This is a genomic window from Zhenhengia sp. (assembly GCF_046966505.1).
Lineage (GTDB): Bacteria > Bacillota > Clostridia > Lachnospirales > Cellulosilyticaceae > Zhenhengia > Zhenhengia yiwuensis.
The window spans coordinates 323,924-341,736 of sequence record NZ_JBKVCH010000002.1 but is presented as its reverse complement, the minus strand read 5'-3'; the positions used below and the strand labels follow the sequence as shown (position 1 = coordinate 341,736).

Annotated in this window: 15 protein-coding genes and 1 tRNA gene; 10 read left to right on the top strand and 6 right to left on the bottom strand. The window is 37.4% G+C overall.

What is annotated here, in order from left to right:
• Positions 1-1,355 (bottom strand): hypothetical protein (locus ACLTBU_RS04135; RefSeq protein ID WP_412217724.1); only part of this gene is annotated, 1,355 nt, incomplete at its 3' end.
• Between the two features lie 505 nt (positions 1,356-1,860).
• Here ACLTBU_RS04135 and ACLTBU_RS04130 point away from each other — a divergent pair.
• From ACLTBU_RS04130 to ACLTBU_RS04120, 3 genes are all read left to right on the top strand, one after another.
• Positions 1,861-2,061, top strand: a complete 201-nt coding sequence (locus tag ACLTBU_RS04130; RefSeq protein ID WP_412217723.1) for a cold shock domain-containing protein — start codon at positions 1,861-1,863, stop codon at positions 2,059-2,061.
• Positions 2,062-2,202: 141 nt separating this feature from the next.
• Entirely contained in the window at positions 2,203-3,120 is a 918-nt protein-coding gene (glsA, locus tag ACLTBU_RS04125) for a glutaminase A (protein ID WP_412217721.1), read from the top strand.
• Positions 3,121-3,245: 125 nt separating this feature from the next.
• Positions 3,246-4,390, top strand: a protein-coding gene (locus tag ACLTBU_RS04120) for an IS3 family transposase (protein WP_316350628.1) whose coding sequence is annotated in 2 segments (ribosomal slippage) — positions 3,246-3,504 and positions 3,504-4,390 — 1,146 coding nt in all. Because the reading frame shifts where the segments join, the coding sequence is not laid out codon by codon here.
• A 105-nt stretch (positions 4,391-4,495) separates the two neighbouring features.
• Here ACLTBU_RS04120 and gltS read toward each other — a convergent pair.
• Positions 4,496-5,677 (bottom strand): sodium/glutamate symporter, encoded by a 1,182-nt coding sequence (gene gltS / locus ACLTBU_RS04115; RefSeq protein WP_412217719.1) that lies wholly within the window; start codon positions 5,675-5,677, stop codon positions 4,496-4,498.
• Positions 5,678-5,894: 217 nt separating this feature from the next.
• Here gltS and ACLTBU_RS04110 point away from each other — a divergent pair, with 217 nt between their 5' ends.
• Both ACLTBU_RS04110 and ACLTBU_RS04105 read left to right on the top strand, forming a co-directional pair.
• The gene (locus ACLTBU_RS04110) at positions 5,895-6,620 is read left to right on the top strand and encodes a hypothetical protein (protein ID WP_412217718.1); all 726 of its coding nucleotides are present in this window, start codon (positions 5,895-5,897) and stop codon (positions 6,618-6,620) included.
• Positions 6,621-6,895: 275 nt separating this feature from the next.
• A complete protein-coding gene (locus tag ACLTBU_RS04105) occupies positions 6,896-8,920 on the top strand; it encodes a hypothetical protein (protein ID WP_412217716.1) in 2,025 nt (674 codons plus the stop codon).
• Positions 8,921-8,989: 69 nt separating this feature from the next.
• Here ACLTBU_RS04105 and ACLTBU_RS04100 read toward each other — a convergent pair whose 3' ends face one another.
• Positions 8,990-9,571, bottom strand: a complete 582-nt coding sequence (locus tag ACLTBU_RS04100; RefSeq protein ID WP_412217714.1) for a lysozyme — start codon at positions 9,569-9,571, stop codon at positions 8,990-8,992.
• Between the two features lie 562 nt (positions 9,572-10,133).
• Positions 10,134-11,099, bottom strand: coding sequence for a hypothetical protein (locus ACLTBU_RS04095; protein WP_412217712.1), 966 nt, complete (start codon positions 11,097-11,099; stop codon positions 10,134-10,136).
• Positions 11,100-11,261: 162 nt separating this feature from the next.
• On the opposite strand from ACLTBU_RS04095, the gene ACLTBU_RS04090 reads away from it, so the two are divergent.
• Positions 11,262-11,332: transfer RNA gene (locus ACLTBU_RS04090), tRNA-Cys, on the top strand.
• A 28-nt stretch (positions 11,333-11,360) separates the two neighbouring features.
• Here the strand turns inward: ACLTBU_RS04090 and ACLTBU_RS04085 are convergent.
• On the bottom strand, positions 11,361-11,834 hold the full coding sequence (locus ACLTBU_RS04085; protein ID WP_412217710.1) for a VanZ family protein: 474 nt from the start codon (positions 11,832-11,834) through the stop codon (positions 11,361-11,363).
• Positions 11,835-11,909: 75 nt separating this feature from the next.
• On the opposite strand from ACLTBU_RS04085, the gene ACLTBU_RS04080 reads away from it, so the two are divergent.
• The gene (locus tag ACLTBU_RS04080) at positions 11,910-12,671 is read left to right on the top strand and encodes a tyrosine-protein phosphatase (RefSeq protein ID WP_412217708.1); all 762 of its coding nucleotides are present in this window, start codon (positions 11,910-11,912) and stop codon (positions 12,669-12,671) included.
• 62 nt (positions 12,672-12,733) lie between these two features.
• Here the strand turns inward: ACLTBU_RS04080 and ACLTBU_RS04075 are convergent, their stop codons facing one another.
• Positions 12,734-14,632: a polysaccharide biosynthesis protein gene (locus tag ACLTBU_RS04075; RefSeq protein WP_412217706.1), complete on the bottom strand. Its 1,899-nt coding sequence runs from the start codon at positions 14,630-14,632 to the stop codon at positions 12,734-12,736.
• A gap of 335 nt (positions 14,633-14,967) precedes the next feature.
• Here ACLTBU_RS04075 and ACLTBU_RS04070 point away from each other — a divergent pair, with 335 nt between their 5' ends.
• The 3 genes from ACLTBU_RS04070 to ACLTBU_RS04060 are packed head-to-tail and all read left to right on the top strand — an operon-like array spanning position 14,968 to position 17,796.
• Positions 14,968-15,660 (top strand): polyphosphate polymerase domain-containing protein, encoded by a 693-nt coding sequence (locus ACLTBU_RS04070; RefSeq protein ID WP_412217704.1) that lies wholly within the window; start codon positions 14,968-14,970, stop codon positions 15,658-15,660.
• A gap of 11 nt (positions 15,661-15,671) precedes the next feature.
• A complete protein-coding gene (locus ACLTBU_RS04065; protein WP_412217702.1) occupies positions 15,672-16,346 on the top strand; it encodes a DUF4956 domain-containing protein in 675 nt (224 codons plus the stop codon).
• Positions 16,330-17,796 (top strand): CotH kinase family protein, encoded by a 1,467-nt coding sequence (locus ACLTBU_RS04060; RefSeq protein ID WP_412217701.1) that lies wholly within the window; start codon positions 16,330-16,332, stop codon positions 17,794-17,796. Before ACLTBU_RS04065 ends, ACLTBU_RS04060 begins: the two co-directional genes overlap by 17 nt.
• Positions 17,797-17,813 lie beyond the last annotated feature (17 nt).

Below are 17,813 nucleotides of genomic sequence, written 5' to 3'. Positions count from 1 at the left end.
CCAAGCATATCGGAGATTTCATTAACCTCTGTCTTATTAACGCTATCCCAATAGATGTTACGCATATCTTTGCCAACCTCTGCATGGAAGAGGTCCATTGTAACGTGAGGATTTTTAGGTGCGTTGCTTGTTTCCTCAGCTTTTTGTGCATCAGTAAGTTTATCAACAGTTTCATTGTATAAAAGGAAGGCTTGTATAGCAAAGGGAACAACTTCTTCATCTATACCTCTCACAATACCATAGCTTTCGCCGCCAGTACGTGCTTGCCTATAGGCTGGATCATCGAAGGCCATATGGTCAGGTCTAGGGAAAGGAATATAGCCTAGAGATTCCCCACGTTCAGCCAGCTTACTACTAATGCTAGATGAGCGCCAGTCGTGGAAGTTAGTGAATACGCTTTCACCCTTCTCAAAAGCAGTTCCATGTACATTGGCTTCTGTTTGGCTTGTACCTTCTACAAGGTTGGCTGTGAGTAGGTTATTGTCAATAAGGTCTTCTATAAATTTAACAGCTTCTAAAGTTTCAGGAGAATCTACACTTAATCCGTTTTCGCCGTAAATACTACCACCAGCAGAGTGGATTGCTAGAAGAGCAGCTTCTCTGTATTCTGTTTGATAAGCATCAATTCTATTTTCAGGGCGTTCAGGTGCTTGGCTATTGGCATAGTAAGCATCAATTTTTTGAAGATAGTCCTTAAAGGTACTCCATGTCCAGTCGCCACTTTTATATAAATCTGAAGGATAGATGGTTTTACCATTTTCTTTAAGTGCTGGTACTTGTTCAATATAAGAAATATTGTACATTAATGGAGAAAGAGAATTCCATTTACCACCACCGATACTTAAGAAGTAGTATTTGTCATAAATTTTCATAGGAAGTTCAGGGACTAAATCGATGTACGCATCAATAGGTTGTAAAACGTTTTGACCTAAAACAGTTCCTTGGCTCCCTTGAGAAATACGTGCAATATCACAAAGTGGGTCATTTGCCATAACACTTTGTAAGAGTACCTCTGTTACATCACCAGGATACTGTACAAATTGGTAATCTACACCCAGTTCTTCTTTTACTTTTTCTAAGGCTTTTAATTTAATTTGTCTTGTTTCCTCGTCCATTCTATATTCGCCTGTTACAGGATCTTTATAATTAGGATCTTCTTCATTAGCGCAATGAGAACCATATCGCACCACGACTAAGTCTTTATCCTCATCTTGTTTAGCGCTTGTTTGGCTTGGTTTACTTTCTGGAGTTTCACTTGATGCAGGAGTGGAAGGTGAACATCCTACCACACTTACTATAGATAAAGTAGCTATAGTTAAAAAAGATAGAGCTTTTTTCATAAAAAAGTTTCGCATAAAATCCTCCCTAGTAAATTTAATTTGCATGCATGATTAAAGTCTATGTTTGTCATGTACATTGGACATAAGGTATCATAGCAATTCGAGATAAAAATATCAATATATTATAAAAATTTAAACTATTTAAATAAAATTAAAGCAATTTAAAGAGAAAATGAGAGATTGACTTTAAAGCGAGTTAGAGAAAGTAGACAAGTTATAATTTAATTTATTAGTTACTTTAAAAGTTATAAAGGTAAAGGAGGCATTGATAAGAGAGATATAAAGGAGGAATTTGAGAATAATTTTATTAAAAATAAGAATTTTTATAAAAATAAGTTGACATACGGATCGATAAGATGTATACTGTAAAAGTATTCAGTAGTCACCTATATCGCTTTACGTGTTAGCAAGATTCACATGTTATTAGAGATTATATATGTTACTTAATATAGTCTGTAATGAGATGTGAATTTTTTTGTTCATGTGCATTACAGAAATTCACAATGAGGAGGTACCGCACATGATGACAGGTACAGTTAAATGGTTTAACGCAGAAAAAGGTTTTGGTTTTATTTCAAGAGAAGATGGAGATGACGTATTCGTACATTTCTCAGCGATCCAAGGAGATGGATTTAAATCTTTAGAAGCAGGGCAACAAGTAAGCTTCGACATTACGAAAGGTCCACGTGGTGCACAAGCAGAAAACGTCGTAAAAGCATAATAGGATGCATAATGGAAAGGCAGAACCTCAGGTTCTGCCTTTTTTGATTAATAAGGGATAAATTTCATGATAATCCACATAGATAAGAGAATTGGAAGTAAAATAAGATAAAAGATTTTACGTCGATATCTGGGAGGAGACATGGAAAAAATATTACAACAAGCCTTAGAACATGGAAAAAAATATACCCATTTAGGGAAGAGTGCAGGTTATATACCAGAATTACAAAAAGTGCCGGCTACAGACCTTGGTATTTATATAGAAACTTTAGAGGGTAATGCATACGGTGTAGGGGATTATGAGAAAAAGTTTACCATACAAAGTATTTCTAAAGTACTGGTTTTAACTTTAGCCTTAATGGATAATGGACCGGATAAGGTCTTTGAAAAAGTAGGTATGGAAGCGACAGGTGATCCTTTTAATTCCATCGTTAAGCTGGAGCTTAAAAGTCTTCAAAAGCCTCTTAATCCTATGATTAATGCAGGGGCTATAGCCACCACCTCTCTTATAGGGGGGAAGGATGGAACAGAGCAAATTGAAAGGATTGTAGAATTTGCTAGACTTGTATCTGGGAATGCTAGTATTGGGATTAATGAAGCTGTTTACAAATCAGAAGCCCAGACAGGAGATCGAAATAGGTCACTTGCTTATTTTATGAAAAGTTGTGGCGTTATTTTGGAAGACGTAGAGGCTTTAATCCACGTTTATTTTAAGCAATGTGCTATGGAAATGACTTGTAAGGACTTAGCAAGAATAGGTGCCCTTTATAGTAACAATGGCATTTGTCTAGAAACAGGCAAACAAATCATTCCTAAATCCATTACACGAATGGTAACAGCTATTATGACGACGTGTGGTTTATACGATGCATCAGGTGAATTTGCTGTTAAAGTAGGTGTACCGGCCAAGTCAGGTGTAGGCGGAGGTATACTGGCTACTGTTCCTAATAAGTTAGGAATAGGGGTATATGGCCCTGCCCTTGATGAAAAAGGGAATTCTACAGGTGGGATTAAGATGCTCTCTTACCTTTCGGATGCACTGGAATTAAGTATTTTCTAAGCAAAAAGGTATCTTACTCTATGATATGCTCCCCTTAAGGTAGACAGTTTAAATAATAAAATTGTGGGCATGGTATGATAAAGTAGACACAAAGTTAAGATAAAATAGTGAAAGGTGGTCTACTTATGAGAAGAAGTTATGATAAACAGTTTAAAATTGCTGCAGTGAAATTAGTTCTTGAAGATGATATGTCTGTTTCCCATGCAGCTCGAGAACTATCTATTCATTACAATTCTTTGTATCGCTGGATAAATGAATATGAAGAGTATGGAGAAAGTGCATTCCCAGGTCATGGGACCGCACTTTATTCATGTCAGTATGAAATAAAGAAATTAAAACAGGAGAATTTAGAACTAAAGAAGGAACTTGAACTACTAAAAAAATACCAGGCCTTCTTGAAGCAAAGGAACAAGTAAGATTTCAGTATCTGAAAGAAAATCAAGGAAAATATAACATCAAGAAGGCGTGCAAAACACTAAATGTATCAAGAGCTGGCTACTATAAATATTTACATCGTAAACCTTCTAAACGTGATATTGAAAATGAGGTTTTAAAAGAAGAGATTATCCGAGTTTTTGAAGAGCATAAAGGACGTTATGGCTCAATTAGAATATCTAAAGTTTTAAGTGTTAAAGGAATTTATGTAAATCGTAAACGAGTTGCTAGACTTATGAGAGAACTAAAGCTATATCCTAAAGGAACACGTTATAAATACAAAAATTATAATAAAAAAACAAATTCAATAGAAAGACCAAATTTATTAAATCAGATGTTCTATGCAGATAAGAAAAATAAAATATGGGTTGGAGATATTACTTATATCCCAACACGAAAAGGAACCTTATATTTAGCTGTTTTTCTTGATATCTATTCTAGAAAAGTAGTAGGTTGGTCTATGAATAAAAAAATGAAAGATACTTTAGTTCAAGATGCTTTTATACAAGCTTATGGCAAAGAACATCCAGATGCTGGCTTAATCGTTCACACCGATCAAGGTTCACAATTTACAAGTGGAAATTTTAGATCCTTACTCGCTAAATATCACGCTATTCAGAGTAACAGTCGAAAAGGAAATCCTTATGATAATGCTGTTATGGAATCTTTCTATAGAACAATAAAAAGAGAGCTTATTCAGGATGCAAAATACGAAAGCCCTGAACAAGCTCAAAAAGATATCTTTAAATATATTGAAATGTATTATAACACAAAGCGAATTCATTCTGCTCTTGGGTATATTTCACCTGCACAATTTGAAGAATTAAATTCATAAAATCAACTTAACTTTGTGTCTACTTTTTATTGACAACTCCAAGTTTTTATTTTTTTAGTTGTCTACTTGACGGGTAGCAGTTCACTAAAAGTAAGATACCTTTTTTTAATGAAGTAAATTAATAAAGATGGTAATAACAGTGGAATTGACAAAATCAATGAAAAGGCAACCGACAATCGGAACGACCAAATAAGGTGTAGGAGAAAAGCCGTAACGATTCGTAAGCTCATCCATATTGGCAATAGCATTAGGGGTTGCTCCCATTCCAAAGCCACAAAGGGCAGAGGCAAAGACGGCTGCTTCATAGTTTTTGCCCATAACACGGTAAGTAATAAAGTAAGCAAAAGCACCTGCTAAAAGAACTTGAGCAAGAAGCATGACAAGCAGTGGAAGAGCCAGGTCGAAAAGTTCCCAAAGCTTAAGTCCCATAAGTGCCATGGTTAAGAAGAAAGATAAACTTAAGCTCCCTAAAGCTTCGATTTCTGCTTCAGCTAAGGCTTTATGTCTAAAATCATAAAGGTTACGCATAACAGCAGCCACAATCATAGCGCCTATATAAGATGGAAAGGCAAGTCCAATCCCTTCAATAGCAGAAGATACAATAGAGCCAAGTCCCATAGCAATAAAAAGGAAGCAAGCAGCAGACATAAGTTTTTTAAGCGATAAAGTATCCGAGTTTTCTTCGTTATAACCGCCTGCTGGGCTTGTATGAGGTGTTTCAAGTTTATGATGAAGGATAAGCCCTCTTGCCACAAGACCACCGATGATACTTCCCATAATAAGACCGAAAGTAGCAGAAGCAAATGAAACGGTAGTTGCACTGCTTACACCCAGGGATTCAAGCATGGGTCCAAAAGAACCCGAAGTACCATGGCCGCCTACCATAGGAATGGAACCTGTAGCAAGTCCAAGTAATGGAGATAAATCAAAGAGGCTAGCCAGTGTAACCCCTACAATGTTTTGTAAAATAACAAGTACAGTTGAGACGAGTAAAAAGGTAATCACTTTCATACCACCTTTTTTAAGCACCTTAATACTTGCTGTAAAGCCTATGCTCGTAAAGAAGGCTGTCATAAAAATGTTTTGAAGCGTCGTATCCAGCACAAGCGTAACCAAGCCTGTTTGATTAAAAAAGAGAACCACTAAGGCAAAGAGGAAACCACCTACAACGGCTGGAGGAATACAATATTTAGTGAATAAAGGTATGCGATTTTTAAGATATTTTCCTAAATAAAAAACTACAGCAACAAGTGCCATTGTTTGATAGATATCAAATTGAAATGTCATATCCGTCACGTCCTATTAAAGTGTTTGGAGTATAATTGTATACAATTATACTGTAATATACATAACACTATAGCATACTTAGATTTGCATGTAAATATTTTTTTGTACTCACGTATAAAGAATAAAAGGTGTAAGAGGTATTCTAGATTTGTAGCCAATGCTTGTGTTAATCTTATATTGTAATATAAAATAGGTGTAAAGCGTAAGGGGGACACAAATGAAAAAATGGCAGAAAATAACCTTTGTAGCGATAGGTATGGTACTTCTTGGACTAGGAGGAGTAGCCCTATGGCAAAGGGAAAACCTACAAGCGGTATATGAAGCCATGTATTATAATCCAGAGGAATTAGGCAGTCAAATACAGTCTACGAAACAGGAAGTAGAGAGGGTTCTAGAAAAGTATGAGCTGGAGTCTATAAGAAGACTTACACCCGAGGAGGAAGAACAAGTGAAAAAGGGGGAGCTCTCCTTAGAAGAAGCTGTGGAACGTATGATGCCTACAAGGAATGAAGAAGCAGGAACGAAGGAAGAAGGAGTAGAATCTCAGGATACACCTGAAGCTAAACCTGAAACGACACCTCAGGCTGTATCTAAGAAGGAAAGTGATCTCGTTAAAGCTTCTACAGTAAAAATGTATGAGCTTCAAGCGAAATATCTTGGTTTACTAGGAGAATTAGAAGCAAGAGGGATGCAGGCGCTAAGAGCCATCCCAAGTGACCAACGTACGGTGCAGAAGATGATGAGCGTAGGCATGCCTTTTGTGCAGAAGGGCTTAGCACTAGAAAGTCAGTGTGATGGTGAAGTCGAGAATGTCCTCCATCATTTAAAAGAAGAACTTGTAGCTCTAGGAGCAGACTATGACATTATAGAGACCATGAGACAGGCCTATTATACAGAAAAAAGATTAAAGAAAGCCTATTATCTTTCTTTAATTCCTAAATAGAAGGAGAAAAGAGTCCTAGATAACGAAGTTATCTAGGACTCTTTGTATTTTAGGTGAAGCAATGACTGGATAGATAAAGGAAAGCGCATAAAGGTTTGATGATTTAAAAAATACATAAAAATATTGACAATTAAAACAAATGAGTTATCATATATGTATAGTAACTTGAAAACAATTTACTTCAAAGGAGGAAAAATGAACAAAAAGATAGAAAGCTTAATAAGAAGGGCAGTATAAAATGTCTTAGAGGTAAAAATAAGAAAGGGGAGTAAGGGATGTTTAAAAAATTAAGAAAGATGCTCACATTAGGAGTCGTAGCAAGTATGGTCTTATCAGGATGTTCGAACGCAAAGGCTCCTGCCCAAAACAGTGGTCAAACAAAGCCTACGAAACAGGAGAAGGAAGAGGAGGCAAAGCATGAGGAAGCGCCTATTGTGATACGTTATGGTTCTCATGTAGCCAGTGAGGAAGATCCTTATTATAAGGACCCTGTGACAGGAGAATATGTCATGGATGAGGAGAACAGGGTGATTAAGATTCAGGCATTAGAACAGCTGAAAGAAGAAATGAATGTAGAGCTTGAGTTTGTTCAGTATACAGGAGATGTAACAGAAGTTTTGCTTCAAAGTGTGTTATCTGGAGATCCTATTTGTGATGTGGCACGTATCTGGACCAATGGTCAGGGTACTATCCTAGGACAGAATGTCTTGCAGCCTCTTGATGATTATGTAGACTTATTAGGAGACAATCCTATGCCACCTATCTATGGGCATTATTACTTTATTGAGGATTCCCCAATGGGCAGGCCCCTTTCCCCTCTTGTTTTTAATATTTCCTACCTAGAAGAAGTCGATGCGCTTAAAGAAAATGGTAAGACTGTTTACCCGACAGACTTATATAAACAAGGTAAATGGACTTGGAGTGTTTTTAAAGATTACTTAGCAAAGATTGATGCGCATTTTACCAATAGTCAGGCACCAGAAAGACCAGAGCAAAGAATAGAAGCGTATTGGACAGATTATACAGAAGCTTTAGTTCAGGCACTTCACGCCAATGGAAGTAGTATCTATGGCGCTAAAGGTTTAGAAATTGATACACCTAGAACTATTGAAACGGTTAATTATATAGGCGATTTAATCCATACAAGATTATTAAAAACAACCCTTGCTGAAGGAACCAGTTCACCTGTTTATAGTGATCAAGCCGGTGCTTTTGAACGTGGGGAAAGTGTTTTTTCCAATATTGAAACATGGCGTTTAAGTTATATTGCTCCTAAACTGGCAGAGCGGGGACAGTCTATCGGTATGATTCCTTTCCCAAGACCTGATCATATGGCAGCAGATGACCCAGAGTATGTATTATCTTGTACACCAGGGGAAAGTTATGGTGTTTTAAGAGGCGTTCCAGAGGAGAAAGTAGGCGTGGCGATTAAGGCGGTAAGAAGATACTGGGCGATTTGTAGCGAGCTTTATCGTGAACGTGATAAAGAACTTGGTGTTGAAGAAGGCGTCGATTCTTGGTTTATGAATACTTTTGATGTGTTCCATCCTGAGATTGGGCAAGATATGCTAGAAATTTATGAAACGACTAAGACGCCTGTTACAGAACTTGGCCTTACAACAGGTGTTTACTGGCCATTTATGAGTATTGCAGGAGATGCGCTTTATGGTTTTGGCACAAGTGACTATGCGATTGCTGTTGAGGCTAAGAAAGGGGATATTGTTCAGAAGATTGAAGAGATGCAAACCCTTTTAAGTTTTGATCAGGCACGTGATAATATTAAACCTGTTATTGAACAAGTCGAAGATAAGGCACTTGTATTTGAAGTCGGTGTAGACCCTCAATCTGTGGACTGGAAGACTTATTTTACAGCGAAAGATAATATAGATGGACCATTAGATATAACGCAGGCAACATTTGATACAAGTACTGTTGACTTCACTAAAGTAGGTGACTACACAGAAGGGATTATAGTAAGTGTGACAGACTCTGCAGAAAATACAAGAAAGTCTCAGTTTAAAGTAACCTTATATGATCCTAATAATACGACTGAGCCAACCATTACTTTAAAAGCAGATTACCGCACCCTTAAACTGGATGAAGATACTGCGGCTATTAATTGGAAGAATGACTTTGTAGAATCTGCTCTCGATAAAGATGGTCTCGATATTAAGGCTACCATCACAGCCGATTTATCAGAACTGGATACTTCTGCAAAAGGCACCTACAATGTGCCACTTACTGCTGTGGACTATGCAGGTAATAGTGTAACAGTTATAGCGGAAGTAGTCGTTGAATAAGCATATTAAAATAGGCAGAGATAACATCTCGTTATCTCTGCCTATTGAATTGGAAACTGTATAGAGAAACTACATTTTTGCGGTAACCTTAATCATAAGGTCTCGGACGTTTGCTTGGGTATAAGTCCTGTCTTTCCAAATCTGTGGTGAGGTAATAATCTGAGCTTTTACCAAGGTATCTATAGCCCGCTCATAGAGGGGATCTTCAGGTGGGGTTAAAAAGCGTTCCATTTCAGCAGTACGCCTTCTAGTAAGGCCTGCTAATACTTGACCACCAGCTTTATTCCAGCGTAAAAATTCCTGGGCAGCACCCTGGATGTCTCCTTGGTTAAGCTTTTTAAGGAGTGTACTGGTTTTAAGAGCGCCCTTGCCGCAATTATAAGTAAAGCTGACTAAAGCATCAAATTGATTTTGGTGGATAGGATAGGTGACAGAGGTATTTACTGCGTGTTCATAAGCCTTAAGATGTTCTATAAGTAGCTGGTCTGCCTGGGATTGAGTAATGCGCATACCTTCGTGAGGGAGGATGCCATGAATAGGTTCTGTAGTTCCCCAGCCAATGGTCCATACACCTGCAGGGCACTTATAGGCAGTAAGCTTACAGCCTTCGAAGTGTTTGATGAGTTCTATTCCAACTTGGGATATTTGCATGATGGATTTTCTCCTTTCAAATCAAAGATCAATCGAATAGTAAATGCGTAAGCACAAAAAGCCAAGCACTATGACAGTTCCCCCTTTAAAACACTGCATAGGCTTGGCTTTTTAGGTGTGGCAGAGATAGCATCTTACTGATAAAGCCAGTGGACTTAAGGGATGGAAGGAGAAACCGCTCTGCTGACCCGCTATAGGGACCTGGTGGGTATTGTCCGCAGCTGCCGCTTACAGGGATGCCAGTGCATGTATAAGGGCCAGGTGGGAGGTAGCACCTAGGGATGTATAGAGGTGTCGTAAGATAGGCTTACCTTTCCGTTACTTTTGCCAAAGGCTTAAAGTATAAGAAGTGCTAAGAATAGAAAACCTTACTGGCCTTGCTGCCACGGCATAGACCAGAAGGGGTGTAAGCCAGAATGCCTTATACGAGAAGGGGGGACTCGAATAAGGAAGATGGCTTACAAAATGTAAGATGCATGCACTGCCTAGGATGTGTTTTGCATTTTACATAGACTATATAGTCCTATGTAGGAGAAATTCCCCGATTTTTTTAAAAGAAATTTTAAAGGGGCCCATAATGGGCATCTAAATAGGCGGATTCATTGGCTTCAAGTGCTTTTATATCAAAGTTATGGGTATACATACGCATAAACTTATGAGGCGGCTTAGAAGAAGGTTGCTGCATAGTCAGTGAAGGCGCTGAAGGAGAAACATAGGGTGTAGAGCTAGATGCTTGTGCAGGAGGTTGTTGGAAGGGGAGGTAAGCCCCTTCTAAGATGGCAAAGAACTTATCCGGCCGAATAATCCAGCTAAAGAGGGCGCGCCATTTATGGAATTTGCCTCTCCCACATAGAAAGTCAGATTGCTCCACCTGTTTAAAGCCTTGTTCCAGTGTGGTGAAAAGGTCTAAGCCTTTCGCCCTAATTTGGTCACAGAGTGAAGCAAGAAGTTTTTGACACTTATGAGACAGATAGGACACTTGAGCCAGGCTAGGGCAGTTGGTGTGGAAAAGGTGGAGGATTTGTGGATAATCTGGTTCAGGTAGAGAAGAGGTGTGTATAGTTTCGGGCCTATGCAGCGTAGTCTTAGTCTGTTTAGAAGGTTCTCGTGTGTCATCTTTTGAAGAGGTATAGTCTAATGAATAGGGAAGTCCATCTTCTAAATTTCTAAGAAGTGAAGAGGCTTCATCATTGTTACGCAGGTAATAAGTAAGTTTCTTAATACGGTCATAGTAAGATAAGTAGAGCTTGCCACAAAACTTATCTTTACTCTTTAGAAATTCCGTTTTGGATTTATAGATCTTGCCAATATGCTTAAAGGCTGTGCGAAACTCTGTCTTGGTAAAGCCCATCTCTTCGATCCAGCTATCTCCTATGTGGTAATGCTCGTCCTGACAAGGCTCTAAAAATTTATAAAAAGCCTCTCCATTGGTATGGTTAAACCAGTATTCCAGTTGGCACATGAGTAAGCTTGCAGTAATACTTCCTGTAAAGGCATTAAGCTGGGGGCAATATTTCAGTGTTTTCATTTGTAATCCTCCTAAGTTCTAATTGATGATTTACATACACCTCCTATATAGTCCTAAGTAAGGAAAATTCCCCGAAAAATTTAAAAAATTTTTAGCTTGTCTTAACGCAAGTCCAGTCTTGCCAGATAGATAAAAATAGAGTATAATAAAGATAAGAAATGGGGCGGCATAGCCAAGTGGTAAGGCAGAGGTCTGCAACACCTTCATCACCAGTTCAAATCTGGTTGCCGCCTTTATGAGAAAAGCACTTAGAACTTAGTTCTAAGTGCTTTTTTGTTTAAAGCGTTTAAATAAATGAAAGAAACCGTAAGCGATGGAAAAAAGAACAAGGCTACAAGAAATACCGAGCATATCCTTAGCCCAGTCTACCCATTCAAAGGCGCGCCCTATAGAGTTTAGCTGAATCAGTTCATCACATAGAGCGGTAAGCATGCCAAAGAATAAGGTAAAAAGGGTAGACTTCATATAACCTAAATGACCAAGAGAGAAGGTAAGAAGGCTTATGCACCCAAGGATAAAGAATAAGCCCATATGTGCAAGGTCACGTATAAAGTTGTTCGTGAGGGTTAACGTGAAGCTCGAAGGAATAGGGAGCGCTTCGATAAGAGTAGCTAGGATACGCGTCGTTTCCTGACTTAGGGTATTTGAGTGTGTAGCATCCTGCATAGAGAGGCTAAAGATAAAGCCTACGGTACCTATAAGGAGTAAGAAAGATAGAAAAATATATTTTTTCATAGTGTACCTCCTGAAATAGAATGGGTATAATAAGATTATACACGAGTTAACAAATAGAGAGTGAGGAGCAATAGAATGATTGATTTCCATACACATATTTTGCCCGCTATAGATGACGGGAGTAGAAGCGTAGAAGAATCTCTAGCGATCTTTAAGCAACAACATCAAGAAGGTGTACAAGCTCTTGTAGCGACGCCGCACTTCTATCCAGATGATCAATTAGAGGCGTTTCTTCAGCGTAGAGACTTAGCTGCAGAGCAGTTTGAACAGGCACTACAAGCTGAAGGCTTACTGGGTCAGGTAAAGCTCAAAAAAGGGGCTGAAGTACTCCTATCTGTCGATACATGGAAAATGGAGAACTTAGAAGCACTTTGCATTACAGGAACAAAGTATATTTTGCTTGAGATGCCTTATAGTAAATGGTCTGAGTGGGTTTATACAAGCGTGCAAAATATCATCGATAACCATAAACTTATTCCTGTGATTGCCCATGTGGAACGCTATGATACAGTGATGGAAGACCCGAATCAGCTTCTTCGTTTTATAGAAATGGGTGCTTTATTGCAAATGAATACCTATTCTTTACAGAAGAAGTCGAGTAAATATAAGTTAGCCCATAAATTATTAAAACACCATATGATACATATATTAGGTTCAGATGTGCATAGAGCAAAAGGCCTTATGCCTATTAAGGAAGGTTATAGACTCATAGAGATGCAGCATGGTGGGCAGATGGTAGCCAATATGTTACAAATAGGGGAATCTCTTTATAAAGGAGAGGCCGTTACATGTGAAAGACCAACTCCTTTAAAGAAAAGATTTGGCATATGGTTTTAGATGAAAAGAGAGAAGGAGGTTGTAAAGGATTTTACAACCTCCTTCTTTTAGCTTTAAAAAGACTAAGAAACTTTTGTTTCTTGATTTGGCCTTAATTCTGTACATCCATTAGGTGAGATGCGATAAGTTGGTACCACGTGATGAAGTGCCTCACGTAAGTCACAGTCTGATTCTAAAGCGTTATGTAAGTAATGAAGTGACTGATTAAGTTCGGCAAAGGTGATATCACTTGGTTTGCCAATGAAGATTTTATCAGAAGAGGTATTTGTTATACCTTCTTCGTCCATAAGGAGTTCTTCAAAGAGTTTTTCACCTGGTCTAAGCCCAGAGAAGACAATGTCCACATCTTTATAAGGTTCAAGACCGGATAGGCGAATGAAGTTAAGGGCTAAATCTAAAATTTTAACAGGTTGCCCCATATCTAAAACAAAAATTTCGCCTCCTTCAGCAAAAGACATAGCTTGAAGGATAAGACGTACAGCTTCTGGAATCGTCATAAAGTAACGGATAATATCAGGATGTGTAACGGTTAGTGGCCCACCTGCTTCTAACTGACGCTTAAAGAGTGGAATAACACTCCCATTACTACCGAGTACATTACCAAAACGTACAGCAACAAAGTCTGTATGTTTGGTAGTCTTATTAATCGATTGGACAATAAGTTCACATAAGCGTTTTGTAGCCCCCATGACATTGGTTGGATTAACGGCTTTATCGGTAGAGATGAGGACAAACTTTTTAACTTTATACTCCCTTGCACAAAGGGCTACATTATAAGTCCCAAAGACATTGTTTTTAATGGCTTCGCTTGGGCTATCTTCCATAAGGGGTACATGTTTATGCGCAGCGGCATGGAAGACTAAATCAGGTTGGTAAGTTTCAAAAATTTCATTAAGTTTTATTTTATCCCTTACAGAGCCAATGAGGACAGTAAGAGACTCTCTTGGAAAGCCCTTAAGAAGGAGCTCATTTTGGATATCATAAGCATTATTTTCATAAATATCAAAGATAATTAGGCGACTTGGATTAAAGCTACTAATTTGCCTGCAAAGCTCAGAACCAATGGAGCCACCTCCACCTGTTACAAGGACTGTACGATTTGTAATATCCTTTTCGATTTTAGTAGAGTCTAGAACGATTTCATCACGTCCAAGTAAGTCTTCAATTCGAACACTGCGTACTTGGTAAGTCTGATCCTCTTCATTAATAGCACTTGAAATACCAGAGAAAATCTTAAGGTGACAGTTGGTTTCACTACAGAGATTTAGGATTTCTGAAGTACGTTCACGGCCTATAGAAGGCATCGCTAAAATAATGGTATCCACGTTATAGATTTCTACAAACTTTTGTATATTTTCGATAGGCCCTCTAATAGGCACACCATTTAATGAAGAGAAGTGTTTGGTGCGATCATCATCTAGAGCGGCTACAATTTTATAGGTATGATTTGGATTTTTTTTAGATTCTTTAATAATAAGAGCTGCAGCGTCCCCAGCGCCAATAAGAAGAACTCTATTTTTCGTGGTACCATTAAGATGTTCTTTTAAGGCGTTATAGCTCTTAGAGAATTTACTTAAAATACGGTTGACAAATTTGTAGCTAAAGCGTGACAAAATGAGTAGCAAAAGAACTAAGCTGGTATAGATAAGGTAAACACTTAATGGAAAAGTTACATCCGTAACATTACCATAAATAAAAAAGAGAAGAGAAGATAAGCAAGTTGCGCCTCCTATGTAGAGTAACTCACGACTTGTAACATAGCGCAGTAAACACTTATGAAGTTTAAAGGCCATATTGATAATAAGATGGATCAAAGTAAGAACAATCCACTGAGCAGCGTAAGCTTTTAAGTATTGTGCTGGAATGAATCCATCAAAGCGCAAAAAGAGCGCAACAAAAAAAGCAATATTAATAAGAATAATATCACTTGTTAATAAGATTGATTTGTAAATAATAGGCATAGCAAGCCCTCCCCATAAATTTTTAAACATATTAATTTTAACACAAGTAAAAAAATGCATCAATTATTATAGCTAAAAATGTAGAAAAAAGTAGTAGGAATTGATGTAATTATAGAGTGCCTTTGTACAAACCATTTATTAAATTGCATGGTTCTGTATACGTAGGGTGCAAAATCGTCAATACCTATAACAAGTTTTTGGCAACTCTGTACATGAGGTTGAACCTGTTTTGTAAAAGAGGAAATAACTGTTTTCTCTAATAGGAGGAACACTATTTCGAGAACTAAAAATATGTGTTAACATATAAAATGGAAATTTATAAAGGAGGTAGAAGGTTGGAGAGTGTACTAAGAAAAGAAGAAAAGTACTTAATCACTATGCTGGACAGTAGACGTTATATGGATACTTTAGAAAAATTAATGCTACAAGATACGCATAATGGCGCGGAGGGGTATCAGATTAGAAGTTTATACTTTGATAGCCTTAATGATAGAGATTTTATAGAGAAAGAACAAGGATTATCTGTAAGGAAGAAGATACGCTTACGTTTATATAATCCTAAAAATACATATGCCGTTTTAGAAATGAAGCAAAAACAGGGAGAGAACCAGCTTAAGCGCTCTTTAAAGATAGAACGTGAGGATGCTATCTTGCTTACCAAGGGAATCTATACACCTCTTTTAAACTATAAACAACCTTTTGCGAGAGAATGCTTTAGTATTATGAACATGGATTGCTATAGGCCTAAAACCATAGTGGAATATAATAGAAAAGCTTTTATCGCGAGGGAAAATAGGATTAGGATTACTTTTGATAGTTGTATTAGAGCAACTGAAAGTTGCTATGATTTTTTCTCTGAAAATCTGTGTCTTTATCCTGTTATGGATCAGGGGAACATAGTAATGGAAATCAAATATAATGGCTTTTTACTAGGTTATATTAAAGACATAGTCAGTGAAGTAAATCGAAGTAGTTTATCTGTTAGCAAGTATTGTTTAGGAAGAAGTATAAGTATAAGTATAAGGTAGGAGGATTTAGTATGAGAGAATATTTAGGCAGTATCTTAGAGAGTGGACAAACACTATCTATGGAAGAAGTGATAGGGCATATACTTGTAGCAATAGTGATAGGAGTGGTCATTTATCTATCTTATTGGATTACCCATGTAGGAAGCGTCTATAGTAAAAAGTTTAATGTTTCCTTAGCCATGCTGACGTTATTAACAACAACAGTTATGACCGTTATTCAGGATAATATTGCATTATCATTAGGGATGGTAGGTGCATTATCTATTGTACGTTATAGAACAGCTATTAAGGATTCAAGGGATACAGCTTATATTTTTTGGGCTATTATTGCAGGGATTTGCTGTGGAACAGGAAGTTATATGATTGGGGCTATAGGCTCAGGGGCTGTTTTTATACTCCTTCTTTTATTAGGGCGTGTTAAGAATGACAATCGTATGCTTCTGGTGATTAGATGTGCCAGAGAGAAAGGCATGGAGATAGAGTCTATCGTCTTTAAAACTTTTGAGAATAAGGCCAAACTAAGAGTGAAAAATTCAACAGAAGCTTCTATTGAGTTTATTTACGAACTCTCTAAGAAAAGTTATGATAAGGCGCATAAAGCTATACCAGATGTACTGGATTATATTTATGCTATTGGTGGTATTGAATATGTAAATGTGGTCGTTCAAAATGATGAGATCGTATAAAGGGATGGTAATAGGTGCTGTTACAGTGATGTTAGGTATATCAGTAGGGGTTACCACATGGGATGACAAGAGGCCTGCTCGTATCCATCAGCACTTACAGGAAAAGAGTAGATTAACTTGCACACATGATGTGGCAGAGTTCTGTACACACTTACCTATTATTGCCATAGAGACAGGTGGACAAACTATAGAGATACAAAGAGAAGGAATAGGAGAGCATTCGTATCAAAAGTCTAGTGAAATTATAGCGCAGGTAAAAGTACTAGATAGCCAATCTTCTTATAATCATCTAACGGATGAAGCACTTATTGAATCGAAAGCTAAAGTACGTTATCGTGGTAATACTTCGATAAAGTTTGATAAGAAGTCTTATAAGTTAGACTTTATCCATGAGGATTTATCAAAGAATAAAGATGAAGATGTATTAGGTATGGGTAAGCATGATGAATGGGTACTAAATGGCCCTTTTTTAGATAAGACACTTATACGTAATTATATGTGTCTTAATATTGCAGGAGAAATTATGGGGGATGCACCTGATGTACGTTTTTGTGAAGTCTTTGTAGATGGTGTGTATAAAGGGGTTTATGTGGTCATGGAAAGTATAGAAAAAGCTAAAGAGCGTGTAGATATTGCTTCTTATAAAAAGGGAGATCCTTTCACAAGCTATATTGTACGAGTAGATAGGGAGAGAGGACTTCTAGAAGAACTTAATAATTTCACAAAATATGCCAATAGAATGCATAAGCATACAGCCCTTGAAGTCATTTACCCAAGTGATGCTACAAGTTCACCTAAGCTTAAGTCCTATATAGAACAAGATTTTTCTAAATTTGAAAAAGCGTTATATTCATTAGATTATAATGATGCCAAATATGGTTATAAAAGGCATATAGATGTACAGAGTTTCGTAGATTACTTCATTATAAATGAATTTTTTAAAAACTATGATGCTGGGATTTTCTCCACTTATTTCTATAAGGATATAAGAGGCAAATTACATATAGGACCTGCTTGGGATTTTAATAATGCAGCAGATAATTTTATTGCCGTTGCATTAGATGAACGTGGTATGGAGATGGTTTATAGAAATTGGTACTTTATGCTCATGAAAGATGAGGCATTTGTAGAGACTGTCATTAAGCGTTACCATGACCTGCGTGAAGGATGGTTAAGCGAAGAGGTTTTATTAAATTATATAGATGAAACAGTCGTTTTTTTAGGAGAAGCTATCTGGCGTAATCATGAGGTGTGGGGATACAGTTTTGACCCTGAAAAGGTAGATGAAAATAATCGTTTAGCACCTCTAGATAGAAATGTAACCAGTTATGAAGCGAGTATTATGCAGCTTAAGGACTTTATTATTCAAAGAGGAAGATGGCTAGATAAGCATATAGAGACTCTAAAGCAGTATGCACATGAATCTAGGGTCAAGAAATTTAATCACTAAGATCTAAGGGGGACAAG